This window comes from Alcaligenes sp. AB3, from assembly GCF_031844565.1.
GTDB lineage: Bacteria > Pseudomonadota > Gammaproteobacteria > Burkholderiales > Burkholderiaceae_B > Alcaligenes > Alcaligenes faecalis.
The window spans coordinates 475,633-489,099 of sequence record NZ_JAUZVM010000004.1 but is presented as its reverse complement, the minus strand read 5'-3'; the positions used below and the strand labels follow the sequence as shown (position 1 = coordinate 489,099).

Sequence of the window (13,467 nt, the reverse complement as noted above, 5' to 3'; positions counted from 1 at the left end):
TGTGAGCCATCACTTGGCAGGTTCAGCCAGTTCTTCTAGCAAGAAGTCGATAAAACTGCGCACTTTAGGTGTCAAATAACGACGGCTGGCATAGACGGCATGCAGTTGTTGCAGCTCTTCGGTGTAATCGGGCAAGAGGCGAACCAGTCGTCCACTGTCCAGATCATCCATCACCAGCCATTCGGGCAAATAGGCCAGCCCTGCTCCGCCCAGGGCGCTGTAGTAGGTCAGATTTGTATTGTCCGAGCGCATGAATGGATTCAGACGCAAGGACTCCGGCCCATCCGGCCCTATAAACTCGAAACTGGGCTGCTGCAAATAGCTGGGGCTGATAGCGGGCAGGCGCATCACCTCCGCGCAGTTACGTGGCATGCCGTGCCGGGCCACAAACTCCGGGCTAGCCACCAGATGAAACGGCATGGGGCAAATAAGACGCGCAATCTGATGCGGCGCAGGCTCACGCATCACCCGCAAGGCCAAGTCAAAACCTTCCGCCACCAAATCCACTTTGTGATTGCTCAGACTCATGTCCAGGGTCACTTCCGGGAAGCGCGTTTGGTAATCCTGCAACAATTGCGCCACTTTACGGTTTGCAAACCATACAGGTGCTGTCACCCGCAATACTCCTTGGGGCTGATGCTCAGAACCCGACAAAGCCTGCTGCCCGCGCTCCAGGGTATCAAGTGCCTGCAAGCAATAATCAAAGTAGGTTTGCCCCAACTCCGTCAGGCTCAAACGACGACTGCTGCGATGGAGCAAGCGGGCGCCCAGCTGTTTTTCCAGGTTGGCCAGATGCTTGCTGACCATAGGCGCTGACATATCCAGACGTTGCGCAGCAGCTGCAAAACTACCTGCCGCCACAATCTCCCGGAACACCCGCAAACTCTGAATCGTATCCATGCTTTCCTAATAAGAAAGTAACTAATGAAAATAGGCCTGTTTATTTCCTGATAGTAATTGATTAATCTTGAAAGAGCGCTAACCCGGTGCTCGTCTGGACCTTGAATGGGCGGGACCAGCACCAGGCCGATATCACGTCGTGCCTGACACAGAGCTTCTTTCACCACACCGGGCCAACCGCTTCTTTTACCGATACTGTCAACTTTCCAAAGGAAAATACATGAGCGCCCTTACCTCTAGCTGGACTCCTCGCATCCTTAGCCTGCTACGCATCGTTACTGGCTATCTCCTGCTGACACACGGTACTGCCAAGATCCTGGGTTTCCCCAAAGTAGACATGTTTGCCAACCTGCAAATCGGCTCCATTTACGGTATTGCGGGCATTCTGGAACTGATTCTGGGTGTCCTGCTGGTAATTGGCTTGTTCTCTCGTTTTGCAGCCTTTATTGCTTCAGGCCTGTGCGCTTTCGCCTACTTTATTGGCCACGCCAGCGGCAGCACCTTCGCAACCCCTATCCTCAATGGTGGTGAAGCGGCAGTTCTGTTCTGCTTTGCCTTCCTGTACCTGGCCTTTGCCGGCCCAGGCCCATGGAGTATTGACGCAGGCCGCGGCAAAGCCTGACGCCTTAACCAACCCCTTATCCCCTGCCCCTATCAGGGCAGGGGCAGGAGATCATCATGACAATGCCCACCTACTTCATCTCGCATGGTGGCGGACCCTGGCCCTGGATGCCTGAAGCGCAAACCATGTACGCCCCGCTGCGTGCTGCCTTGCAGGATATTCCACGCCAATTGGGCCGCACGCCCAAAGCGATCTTGATGGTCTCCGCTCACTGGGAAGCTCAACAGGCCAATTTGCTGGTCGCAGCCGCTGCGCAACCCAGTATGGTGTACGACTACTACGGTTTTCCGTCCCATACCTACGAGATTCATTACCCCGCACCCGGCGATCCTGCCCTGGCTCAACAGGTCTGTAATTTGCTGGAAGCCGCTGGCCTGCCCACCCATCTGGATTCGCAGCGGGGCTTTGACCACGGTGCCTTCGTCCCGGCTTATGTGATTTACCCGCAAGCCAAAGTCCCTATGGTGCAGTTGTCCATACACGCCAATTACGACCCGGCCCTGCACTACGCCATGGGTGAAGCGCTGGCACCGTTGCGGGATGAGGACGTACTGATTATTGGCAGCGGCCTGAGCTATCACAACCTGCGCAATATGGGCCCCGGCGGTGTGGAGCCCTCTGCCCAGTTTGATGCCTGGCTGCATCAAAGCCTGAGCCTGGAGGATCCTGCCGCACGTCGTCAGGCCCTGATGAATTGGGAACAGGCACCGGCAGCACGTATTGCCCATCCCCGCGAGGATCACCTGGTCCCTGCCATGGTTGCCGCTGGTGCTGCGCGTGGAGATGCGGCGCATCGCTTTCACCATGAAACCCAGGCCTTTGGTGGCTTGACCGTGTCCAGCTACCGTTTTGGCCCTGCCACGTAACAAGCTCTGACGGCCACTGACATCGAAGCAGATTACGGGTTACAGTGCTGACGCTATAAGGAGAATTGCCACGTGTTACGCGTCACCTCGTTAAACGTCAACGGTATTCGGGCTGCTTTTCGTAAAGGCCTGCCCGCCTGGCTGGAAGCCCAGAAACCTCATATTGTCTGCATGCAGGAAATCAAGATCAGCGAGCCTGATCTGACCCCTGACCTGACCAATCCCGGTCAGTATCACGGGCATTTTCACCATGCTCAGAAAAAAGGCTATAGCGGCGTCGGCCTGTACTTGAACCACAAGGCAGAAAGTGTGGCCAAAGGCATGGCCTGTGAAGAATTCGATGCCGAAGGCCGCATTATCCGCGCCGACTGGAACGACCTTAGCGTTATCAGCGCCTACCTGCCCTCGGGCTCGTCAGGCGACGAGCGCCAAACGGCCAAGTACCGTTTTCTGGATCATTTTGAGCAGTGGATTAATGGCTTGATGCAAGAGCACCGTGATACGGGCCGCGAGTTCATTATTTGTGGTGACTGGAATATTGCGCACCACGAAGCCGATTTGAAAAACTGGAAAGGCAATCTGAAAAACAGCGGTTTTCTGCCAGAAGAACGCGCCTGGATGACTAAAGTGCTGGGCGAGCTGTCCTGGGTAGATGTGTATCGCAGCCTGCATCCCGATACCACCGAAGAGTGCTACACCTGGTGGAGCAACCGCGGCCAGGCGTGGGCCAAAAATGTGGGGTGGCGCATTGATTATCAAATTGCCACCCCAGGTATTGCTGCCAAAGCGCGTAGTGCCACGGTCTATAAAGAAGAGCGTTTCAGCGACCACGCGCCTTTGACGGTTGATTACGACTGGAACTTGTAAGTCCAGCCCGAGCGGGTCAGCGCCTTAGCTGCCCTTCTCAACCATGTAGCGCACCACGCTGCGCAATTGTTCATCAGTGGCTTTGGGCGCAGCGCCACGCGGTGGCATGGCGCCCTTGCCATTGATGACTACTTCCATCAAGGCATCCTCGCCTTGAGCAATCAAGGGTGCCCAACGAGCCTTGTCGCCCAGACGGGGAGCATTTGCCATACCGGATGCGTGACAGACCATACACGAAGATTTGTACAGCTTCAGAGCTTCTTCGGAATCGGCATGTGCTGCAGGCACAGCAGCCAACAAGAGCAAAGCGGCCATTGCGGATGACATCATGGTGGCGGGGCGATAGGTTCTCATGGTTTTACCCTTTAAACAGTCGGCATGTACGCATGCCCGGCTGATACTTCGTTTTCTGAACAAGAGGCCTGGTTTTCAGAATCCGCGCCCCCTGCTTGTTCACTGACTAATTACTATCCGAGTACTGCCTGAAAGCCCGGGCGGAATTGATTCGTACACCTGTTCCTCAATTCCGCCTACCGGGGCTAGCTCCTGCCTTAAGCCTTGATCGGGCCGGGAGGGCTGACTTGTTTCATCAAGTCATCGTTCCATTCGCCTTCGACCAGGACGTGACCTGCAGCGCCCAGTTCCATGGCTTCGATCAGGTTGTGGTTCACATAGGCATACACACCAGGCTGCTTGAAGGTGTAGAGCGCCACACCGGCCGAACCACCGCGAATGAACCAGGTCTCCAGGTTCTTGGCAGGTGGGTCATCAAACTTGCCCAGTTCCCAAACCCAGTCACCGTGGCCACCAATCAGGTGAGGACGGGTGTCGCGGTTGGCCTGCGAGTGAATGAACAGCACGGTTTCACCCACATTGGCCTTCATGGCACCATCGCCCATCAAGGCACCGACCTTGCCGTTGAACACCACGTGGCTGGGGATCAGACCACGCATGGCTTCCAGGGTGTCGCCGTAGCTTTCAGCCGACGAGCCATACTTCTTGAAATTGCCCTTTTCATCACGAGGAATGTAGAGGTCAAATTCACCAATGGTGTAGACACGGTCGTAATGCAACGAGTTGCCAGCCGAATCCTTCAGGCCGTCGCGTGGCAGCACCATGACGGTACCGTGCATGCCCTGAACCACGTGCCAGGCTACCGAACCTTCAGGTGCGCAGTGGTAAATGAAGGTACCAGTACGGTCGGCCTTGAAGCGCAGTGTGGCTTGCTCACCAGGGTTGACGTTGGTCAGCTTGGCACCGCCCAGCGCGCCGGTCGAGGCGTGAAAGTCGACGTTGTGCGGCATGGTGTTGCTGGCCGGGTTGACCAGGGTCAGCTCCAGATAGTCGCCTTCATGCACAACCATGGTGGGGCCGGGCATGGAGCCGTCAAACATCATGGCGTGCATGGTTGTGCCGTCACGGTCGACCACGATCTCTTTTTCCACGATGCTCATGCGGAATTCCACCACGCGAGGCTCGGGACCCACTTTCTGCTCGTGCTTGTGGACCATAGGAGGCGCAACCAGATCCACCTTGACCCGCTCCAGCTTGGCGATCTGGGCTTCTGTACGCGCGGCCAGCCAGGGCGCGTTCTTTTTTGGTGCAGCCGTCTCGCGGGCTTGTACTTGAGCCGCCAGCAAAGTCGTTCCTGCGGCGACACCTAGGCCAGCACTTTTCAAGAAATGACGACGTTCCATACTACCTCCGGTTTGATCCAGGCGTGATGCCTGCTGATTAAATGTTTTTCAGATCTAACAGTTACTGAATGTATTGGACCGCAATCAGACTTCGCACTCTTTGCTGCAGCGCAAGCATCTCGTAGAAGCAACAAAAAAAACCGCCCGAAGGCGGTTTTTTTCATAGACGGAATCTCACAGAAGCAAAGAGACCGTCCTGACAAGGGATCAGGATGCTTTTACTGCACCTGCAGCATGCGCTGCGGCACCACGACGGCCAGCCATGATACGTACCAGAACTTGCTGGAATACGAGCAGGGCACCGGCAATGAACACAACGTCACCCAAGGTACGCCACCAGCGCAGGGATTGCAGAATAGGCTGCTGCATGAACTCTTCGCTGCGTGCATACCACATGCCTTCCGAGATGCTGGCCCAGGCCTGAATAATCCCGGCTGGCAGCAGGCTGACGAACATCATCAGAACCAGACCCAGGTTCAGCGTCCAGAAACCCCAGCTCATCAAGCGGTCGTTGTAGCGAACTTCGGGCGAGATATAACGCACCACCAGCAAGACAAAGCCCAGAGACAGGAAGCCATATACACCGAACAAGGCTGCGTGTGCATGCAGTGGCGTGGTGTTCAAGCCCTGGATGTAGTACAGCGAGATAGGTGGATTGATCAGGAAACCAAACACACCGGCGCCGAGCATGTTCCAGAAAGCCACGGCCACGAAGAACATGACAGGCCAACGCAGATCGCTCATCCAGCTGGCTTGTTTCTGCATCTTCCAGTTATGGAAGGCTTCGTAACCCAGCATGATCAAGGGCACCACTTCCAAGGCACTGAAGGAAGCGCCAATGGCCATGATCGGTGTGGTCGTGCCCGAGAAGTACAGGTGATGCAAGGTACCAGGCACACCGCCAACCAGGAACAGCGAGGCGGCAGCCAGACCAGCAATGGTGGCACTACGCTTGGAAACCAGACCCAAGGTCAGGAAGATAAAGCCCATGGCGACCGTGGCAAAGACCTCGAAGAAGCCCTCAACCCACAGGTGAACCACCCACCAGCGCCAGTACTCCATGATGGTGATATTGGTGTGTTCGCCGTAGAACAAGCCGGTACCGTAGAACAGGCCAATGGCCACGGTCGAGATGGTCAACAAAACCAGCAGGTGGTTGTCGCCCTTGTCACGACGCAGAGCAGGCCACATGCCACGCAGCATCAGCAACAGCCAGAATGCCAGGCCAACAAACTTGATGATCTGCCAGAAACGGCCCAGATCCAGGTACTCATAGCCCTGGTGACCGAACCAGAAGTTCAGCTCGGGTGGCAAGATGTTCTTGATGGCCAGGAAGTTACCGGCAAAAGAACCAATAAAGAGCACAACCAGAGCACCGAACAGGACATCCACACCCAGACGCTGGAACTTGGGATCTTCACCCCCGTTAATCAATGGCACCAGGAACAAGCCGGCGGTCAGGAAACCACTGGCAATCCACAAGAGAGCCGCCTGAATATGCCAGGTACGGGTCAGCGAGTAAGGGAACCACTGCGACACGTCTATGCCATAGAACATCTGGCCTTCAACCGTGTAGTGCGCGGTAAAGCCGCCCAAGAAAACCTGGATGACAAACAGGGCAACCGTCAGGAAGGCATATTTTTTCAGGGCACGCTGCGAAGGTGTCAGGCGGAAAGCCAGAACCGGGTCGGTAGCCGGGGCAACAGGCGCTTCCTCTTCTTTGTGCGTAAAGGCCCAGATCCAGACCAGCAGGCCAATACCGGCCAGCAAGAGCACGATACTGACGATGGACCAGACGATATTGGCCGTGGATGGATGGTTATCCACCAGGGGCTCGTGTGGCCAGTTGTTGGTATAGCTGACAGTAGTGCCGGGACGCTCGGTTACCGTGGCCCAGGACAGCCAGAAGAAAAAGCGGGTCATGTCCTGACGACGCTGCAGCTCTGGCAAGGTGTTGTCCTTCATGGCGAAGCTTTCGCGGCTGGACTTCAGCTCGGGCGCGTCGCCAAACAGGTCGATGTAATACTGGGCGGTGGTATCGATGGCCTTGGCGCGGCGCTCGCTGATCTGCAATACGCCCGTCGCTTCATCAATGCGGTTGGGACGGTACTCGTCCTGCAGTTCCTGCCGCAAAGTGGCCTGCTGACTGGTTGTCAGCTGATCGTAGTTCAGCGAGTAGGTTTGCTGGGCAGCCAGATCCAGCCAGGCCAGAGCCTCGCGGTGCAACCAGTCGGCGCTCCAGTCCGGAGCCTGGTAGGCCCCATGCCCCCAGATCGAACCCAGCTGCATGCCGCCGGTACTTTGCCAGGCGGACTGGCCACGATGTATCTGTTCCTGTGAGGTAAATTCACGGCCATCCGGTGTGACTACCTTGACGGGCATAGGGGGTGCCTGACGATACACCTCCACGCCTGTCCATCCCAGGATGGCAAAGGTCACCATGGTGACTGCCACCAGGGACCACCATAGTTTTTTATAGCTACGCATTTTCTTCTCCGTCTCGCTGATGAATCAAACGACCCAATCCAAACAGGTCCTGGCAGGACCCAGTTACCTGGCCAAAACCTGTTTGGGTACGGCCCCGGAACGGGGGACGGACCGAAGTACACGCCTTGTAGCGATGTTCTGCTAAGTCGGGGGTCATGTCATAGTCCTTAAAAATGTATGACAAGACATCTAAAGCAAAGACCGTGCCAAGTCCTGGACGATATAGATCAAAGGTTTGCCGCCAGCATGGGTATAAACTACCTCGACAAAACTGGGTAATTTTCACCATAAGGGTATTTTTCACCCATGCTAGATCTTTTGATTGCCGACCTTGCCACCGAGATTCCGGGGCCACTACGCCTGCAGCGCATGGTGCATCTGCTGGCGCGGCACTTTGGCTGTGATGCGGCCGGTTTGCTGAAGCTGGACGACACGGTGCTGCGCATTGTGGCGGCCAGCGGCCTGGGCCATGACACACTGGGACGCCATTTTGTGATTGCGGATCATCCCCGTCTGGCTCGAATTCTGAGCACGCCCAACCTGACCCGCTTTGAGCCCAACTGCGGCTTGCCGGACCCTTACGATGGCCTGCTTGATGACAAGCTGGGGCAACCCTTGCCCGTGCACGACTGCGTGGGAATTACCTTGCAAGTGCAGGGCACGCCTTGGGGCATCCTGACGCTGGATGCCTTGCGGCCCGGCACTTTTTCCGCCTCCACACTGGTGGAGTTGAAGCACTGGTGTCTGGTGCTGGAAAGTGCAATCCGCATCAGCGAACTGGAGGAAGAAAACCGCAGCCTGCGCCTGCTCTCCACCTTGCCACCCGACTATTTATCGCGCAGCAACTCGGCTGCCATTATTGGCAACAGCAAACCCTTGCTGGAAGTGATTCAGTTGCTGGATACGGTAGCGACCTCCGAGCTGCCCGTGTTGTTGCTGGGCGAAACAGGTGTGGGTAAGGAACTGTTTGCACAACGCCTGCATCAACGCTCTCCACGCCACAGCCGGCCCTTGATCTACGTGAACTGTGCCGCCCTGCCCGAGTCTCTGGCAGAAAGCGAATTGTTCGGGCACGTAAAGGGGGCTTTTTCCGGCGCGCATGAGAACCGGGCCGGGCGCTTTGAAGCCGCCCAGGGCGGTACCCTGTTTCTGGATGAAATCGGTGAGCTGTCTTTGACGATTCAGGCCAAGCTGCTGCGTACCTTGCAAAATGGCGAGATTCAGCGCTTGGGGGCGGACCATCCCATCAAGCTGAATGTACGGTTGGTGGCAGCCACCAACCGTGATCTGAGCCAGCAGATAGCCCAAGGCGGTTTCCGCGCTGACCTGTTTCACCGCCTGTCGGTTTTTCCACTCACCATCCCTGCACTGCGCGAGCGCCATCAAGACATCTTGCTGCTGGCAGGCCACTTTCTGGAAACCAACCGTTCTCGCTTGGGATTGCGCGGAATTCGCTTGTCGCCCGACGCAGAAGCCGCTTTACTGGCTTATCATTGGCCAGGTAATGTTCGCGAATTGGAACATTTAATCAGCCGGGCGACCATCCGCCTGCTGGTCGATACGCCAGACCGTAACCAAATATTTACGCTTAGCGCCGATAATCTCAATTTGTTACCTTCTACCCAGCAACCTGTCGCAGCGACCAGTATGGAAATTGGCGCACCCCGCCAATCCTTGCGTCAGTCCGTTGAACAGTTGCAAAGCCAGCTGATACGACAGGCTCTGGAAGAGACAGACCGTAACTGGAGCCAGGCTGCCCGACAGCTAGGCATGGACCCCAGCAATCTGCACAAGCTGGCCAGCAAACTAGGGCTTAAAACCCGCTCAGAAAGCTTAAGTGATGACTGACATATCCTACCCCTCCTTGTTAGCCAGCCTGCCCGTTTTCTCCCAGCTGGACTCAGCCAGCATCAACGAACTATGGCAAGAGGGACGCCTGATCCACTACGACAAAGACAGCCAGGTTTTCCGTCAGGAACAGAGCAGCGACCATTTTTTTGTCCTGCTGCAGGGTCTGATCAAGGTCGTGCGCACCATGCCCAATGGCTCACAACTGCTGGTACGTTTTGCCTTGCCCGGCGATGTGATCGGCATTGCCCCTGCCTTGCGCCGTCGCAATTACCCGGCTACCGCGATCAGCGTCACTACCAGCGCTGCACTGGCCTGGCCAGAAAAGTCCTGGGAAAGCCTGACCCAACGCTTTCCGTGCCTGCTCAGCGCCGCACAAGACACGGTCGCCCGACGTCTTAGCGATGCCGATGATCGCTTGCTGGAAATTCACAGTCTGGAAGTCGAGCAGCGGCTGGCTCACAGCCTGCTGCGCTTGATTCGCCAGGTGGGCCAAAGCGGCACGGAAGGGACGTCCTTAAGTATTCCGGTGACCCGGCAAGATCTGGCGGATCTGGCCGGAACCACTTTGTATACGGCCAGCCGCGTAGTCAGCAGTTGGGATCATCAGGGCTTGATCCTGGCAGGCCGCAAACAAATCACGATTGCGGACCTGGATAAATTTGCACGAACCGTGCTGGAACGAGGCGAAGCGAGCGCTTAGTCTTCGGTGACCAGGCGCAGCCCCAGGTAACGCGGGGGCACGCCAACCGAACACGCTCCGGTTTTAGGGTCGCGGATAAAGTCAGGCATCACTGCAATGTGCTCGCCCCCCAAGGTGCGTACACCACAGTTTTCCAGACGCGACTCCGCGCGCGGCATGCTGATACGGTGTACCCGTACGTGACAGGTATTGGTCCACTCGGCCACCTGCCCACCCGCATCAAACACCCCATAAGCATTGGCAACGCCCTGCCCCAACGGTGCCAGAGGAACCTCCTGTTCCTGCTTGCGCTTGTAGCTGTCCTGATACTCCTGCAGCCACAGGGCAGCCTGCTCGTTTTCATCCAGCCCGCCTTGCGCCGACTCAGGCACTTTCTGGTCTGCGAAATAGCTCCACTCCAGGTAATCCGGCAGACGGAATTTCTTGCCCGTGCGCTCGCTTAGCCAAGCTGCATAATCCTGCCCGTCCTGCCAGCTGACACCCACCACCGGCAAATTCTTGGCCTGTCCTTGGCCCACCGCGTCAGCGGCCTTGCAGCGTTCCGCACGAACACATTGGTCGTACTCGAACTGGCTGACCTGATACTTCATGGCTTTCAAGGTGGGAACAGGCGCGTACATCACGGTATCGGAGGCGATCAGACGGCCATCCAACAGATACTCACCCGCCTGCATGACCTCACGCGCCGGGCCGGCCACTTCCACCAGCTCGGGCAAAGCGGACGGATTGCTGGACTCGCCAGCCGAACATCCGGCCAATATGGCCACTAACAGCAAGGATCCCACTACATGGCTTCGCATTGTGCACTCCCTAGAGACAAACACAATTGAAGCCCAGCTGCCGCAAACCGTCCTTGCGCCAAGGCAAACAGAGTCCTTAAGGACTAAAAAATAGAAGCCGTCCAAGATTCACAGTTCAACCGCCCAGGCAAACAAAAGCCCCTTGGACCAAATATCGACCCAAGGGGCTTTCAGGAACGCGCAACAAGACAGGTTGATGCGCCCGTCTACGCAGGTTTAGGTCAGAAAATTCACAAAGCCCGTAATAATCACGGCATTGAAGAAGTCAATGAACAAGGAGCCTACTAGAGGAATCACAAAGAAGGCTTTGCGCGAAGGTCCGTTGTCCTCTGTAAAAGCCTGCATATTGGCCATGGCGTTAGGCGTTGCGCCCATGCCAAAACCACAATGACCAGCCGACATCACCACGGCATCGTAATCCTTGCCCATGACCTTGAAAGTCACGTAGCGGGCAAAGAAGAACATCATGACAGTCTGGGCAATCAGGATCACCAACAGCGGACCTGCCACTTGAGCCAGCTCCCACAACTTCATTACCATCAGTGCCATGACCAGGAAGAAAGCCAGAGACACATTGCCGATGATTTCAAACTCTTTTTCCGGCAAACGGTAACGACGCCAGTCGATCACGTTACGGATGACGGCCGCCACCAGCATGGAGCCCAGGTAAGCGGGCAAGACAATGCCACGCTCGCCCAGCCATTCAATGATGACACTGCCCACACCAATCGCGATGGACAGCAGCACTACGGCGTATACCGGCATTTCAAAGCCGCCATCATCAACCTGAACGGTTTCCTTGACCGTGGTTTCCACCGCATGAGGCTCATCTGCACCTTCGTGCTGACGACGATGACGACGGTGTGGAGCAGGGCCGTCGATATTGTATTTTTTCATCAGGCGCTTGCCCAAGGGCCCGCCGATGACGCAACCCATCACCAGTCCCCATGTCGAAGCAGCAATGGCAGCAGGCAAAGCTCCCACAGCACCGGCATTTTCCAGCATCGGACCGAAGGCAGCAGAGGTACCGTGGCCCCCCGTCATGGAGATCGAACCGGCGGCCAGACCCAGCAAGGGATTGGCGTCCATCAGGGTCGCCAAGGTCACGCCCATCACGTTTTGCAAAATAATCAGGACAACCGCACAGCCCAGAAACAGAGCCACCGCCAGACCGCCCTTTTTCAGCAGCTCGAAGCTGGCTGAAAAACCGATGGTTGTGAAAAAGGCCATCAGCAAGAAATTGCGTATATCGTCGTTGAACGAAAAGTTGAACGTGCCGGTCTGATGTCCTACCAAAGCAATCAAGGCAAAGATCAAACCGCCAATAATGGGGCTGGGAATGAAATAGCGGGCCAATACAGCAACGCGATTCTTTATATATTCTCCCAGCACGAGAAAGACAGCCGCCAAACCTACCGTTTGCGCGATATCGAGCTGAATGTTCATCTATCCGTTCCTTACATCTTTGGGATAAGGGGCCTGCACCTGTGTGTCTGACAGAGGCTTCAAACCAATTTGTTCAAATAGGCATGTTTATCGTCGCTACTTCGTCCTTGTGGGATAAAGGCTTGACCACCAACAGCGTTGTAAAACCGAGAAAAATAACACGAACAGGCGCCTAATGACGCCAATTTCCTTGAATCGGTCCGCTTTATTACAAAAAAACCCGCCGATAGGCGGGTTGGGGAAAGCGTGATGCTTAGCGGTCGCGTTCGATGGAAAACGCGCACAAGCTAAGCAATACCTGCTTGAATTCGCTCTCAGGAACATCAGCCAGGGCCTGAACAGCCAGTTGTGCCTCTGCCTTGGCCGCTTCGCGAGTGTAGGCCAATGCATCGGTCTGTTCGATAGCCTGGGCAACAGCGGCAAAATCCGCATCACCAGTCTCAATGGCCGATTTGATCAGCTGAACCTGTTCGGGCGTACCCACTTCCATCACACGAATCAGGGGCATGGTGGGCTTGCCTTCGCGCAGATCGTCGCCCACGTTCTTGCCCAGAGCCTGGGCGTCGCCAGTGTAATCGAGCACATCGTCAACCAGCTGGAACGCAGTACCCAAGTGGCGACCGTAAGCAGCCATCGCTTCTTCCATCTCGGGCGAAGCACCGGCCACAATCGCGCCTACTTGGGCCGCTGCCTCAAACAGCTTGGCAGTCTTGTAGCGTACGACTTGCAGGTAACGATCCAGTGAAACGTCCGGGTCGTGAACGTTCAGCAGTTGCAGAACTTCGCCTTCGGCGATCACCGTAGTGGCGGCCGACAGCACGGCCATGGCAGGCATGGAGTTCGATTGCACCATCATCTCGAAGGAGCGCGAATACAGGTAGTCGCCAACCAGGACGCTGGCCGCATTGCCGTAGACGGCATTGGCCGTGTGGCGACCGCGACGCATATCGGACTCATCGACCACGTCGTCGTGCAGCAAGGTAGCCGTGTGGATGAACTCCACCACGCCAGCCAGCAAATGATGCGTGTTCCCCTGATACGCCAGCGCACGGGCTACCAGCAACAGCAGCGCGGGACGCATGCGCTTGCCACCTGCACTAACGATGTATTCGCCGATTGTGCGTATCAGCACCACATCCGAATTCAAGCGCTCACGAATGACGACATCAAGAGCCTTCATGTCGTCGGCAATAGGTTCAATCAGGGTGGACAGGTTCAAAACAGAATTCCG

Annotated in this window: 12 protein-coding genes; 5 read left to right on the top strand and 7 right to left on the bottom strand. The window is 56.3% G+C overall.

Going from position 1 to position 13,467, the window contains the following annotated elements; all coding sequences use genetic code 11:
* Nucleotides 1–9: 9 nt before the first annotated feature.
* Nucleotides 10–900, bottom strand: coding sequence for a LysR family transcriptional regulator (locus Q9R35_RS12060; RefSeq protein WP_311219914.1), 891 nt, complete (start codon nt 898–900; stop codon nt 10–12).
* Nucleotides 901–1,120: 220 nt separating this feature from the next.
* Between Q9R35_RS12060 and Q9R35_RS12055 the strand changes: the two genes are divergently transcribed.
* The 3 genes from Q9R35_RS12055 (at nt 1,121) to Q9R35_RS12045 (ending at nt 3,255) form a co-directional block, all read left to right on the top strand.
* Nucleotides 1,121–1,522, top strand: a complete 402-nt coding sequence (locus Q9R35_RS12055; protein ID WP_042486521.1) for a DoxX family protein — start codon at nt 1,121–1,123, stop codon at nt 1,520–1,522.
* Between the two features lie 56 nt (nt 1,523–1,578).
* On the top strand, nt 1,579–2,388 hold the full coding sequence (locus tag Q9R35_RS12050; RefSeq protein WP_063691507.1) for a class III extradiol ring-cleavage dioxygenase: 810 nt from the start codon (nt 1,579–1,581) through the stop codon (nt 2,386–2,388).
* Nucleotides 2,389–2,460: 72 nt separating this feature from the next.
* On the top strand, nt 2,461–3,255 hold the full coding sequence (locus tag Q9R35_RS12045; protein ID WP_311219913.1) for an exodeoxyribonuclease III: 795 nt from the start codon (nt 2,461–2,463) through the stop codon (nt 3,253–3,255).
* Between the two features lie 24 nt (nt 3,256–3,279).
* Here Q9R35_RS12045 and Q9R35_RS12040 read toward each other — a convergent pair whose 3' ends face one another.
* The 3 genes from Q9R35_RS12040 to Q9R35_RS12030 form a co-directional block, all read right to left on the bottom strand.
* Nucleotides 3,280–3,609 (bottom strand): cytochrome c5 family protein, encoded by a 330-nt coding sequence (locus Q9R35_RS12040; RefSeq protein WP_045929624.1) that lies wholly within the window; start codon nt 3,607–3,609, stop codon nt 3,280–3,282.
* A gap of 197 nt (nt 3,610–3,806) precedes the next feature.
* The gene (gene nirK / locus Q9R35_RS12035; RefSeq protein ID WP_143243661.1) at nt 3,807–4,952 is read right to left on the bottom strand and encodes a copper-containing nitrite reductase; all 1,146 of its coding nucleotides are present in this window, start codon (nt 4,950–4,952) and stop codon (nt 3,807–3,809) included.
* A 207-nt stretch (nt 4,953–5,159) separates the two neighbouring features.
* Nucleotides 5,160–7,439, bottom strand: a complete 2,280-nt coding sequence (locus tag Q9R35_RS12030) for a nitric-oxide reductase large subunit (protein ID WP_042486535.1) — start codon at nt 7,437–7,439, stop codon at nt 5,160–5,162.
* 306 nt (nt 7,440–7,745) lie between these two features.
* Here Q9R35_RS12030 and norR point away from each other — a divergent pair, with 306 nt between their 5' ends.
* Nucleotides 7,746–9,287: a nitric oxide reductase transcriptional regulator NorR gene (gene norR / locus Q9R35_RS12025; protein WP_042486538.1), complete on the top strand. Its 1,542-nt coding sequence runs from the start codon at nt 7,746–7,748 to the stop codon at nt 9,285–9,287.
* Nucleotides 9,280–9,990, top strand: a complete 711-nt coding sequence (locus tag Q9R35_RS12020) for a Crp/Fnr family transcriptional regulator (RefSeq protein WP_311219912.1) — start codon at nt 9,280–9,282, stop codon at nt 9,988–9,990. The genes norR and Q9R35_RS12020 overlap by 8 nt, the downstream gene beginning before the upstream one ends.
* On the opposite strand, the gene Q9R35_RS12015 is transcribed toward Q9R35_RS12020, so the two are convergent.
* From Q9R35_RS12015 to ispB, 3 genes are all read right to left on the bottom strand, one after another.
* A complete protein-coding gene (locus Q9R35_RS12015; RefSeq protein ID WP_063691514.1) occupies nt 9,987–10,790 on the bottom strand; it encodes an SUMF1/EgtB/PvdO family nonheme iron enzyme in 804 nt (267 codons plus the stop codon). The two genes, Q9R35_RS12020 and Q9R35_RS12015, sit on opposite strands and share 4 nt — an antisense overlap.
* A 216-nt stretch (nt 10,791–11,006) precedes the next feature.
* Entirely contained in the window at nt 11,007–12,236 is a 1,230-nt protein-coding gene (gltS, locus tag Q9R35_RS12010) for a sodium/glutamate symporter (RefSeq protein ID WP_063691517.1), read from the bottom strand.
* A gap of 253 nt (nt 12,237–12,489) precedes the next feature.
* Nucleotides 12,490–13,455, bottom strand: a complete 966-nt coding sequence (gene ispB / locus Q9R35_RS12005; protein WP_042486551.1) for an octaprenyl diphosphate synthase — start codon at nt 13,453–13,455, stop codon at nt 12,490–12,492.
* Between the last annotated feature and the right edge of the window lie 12 nt (nt 13,456–13,467).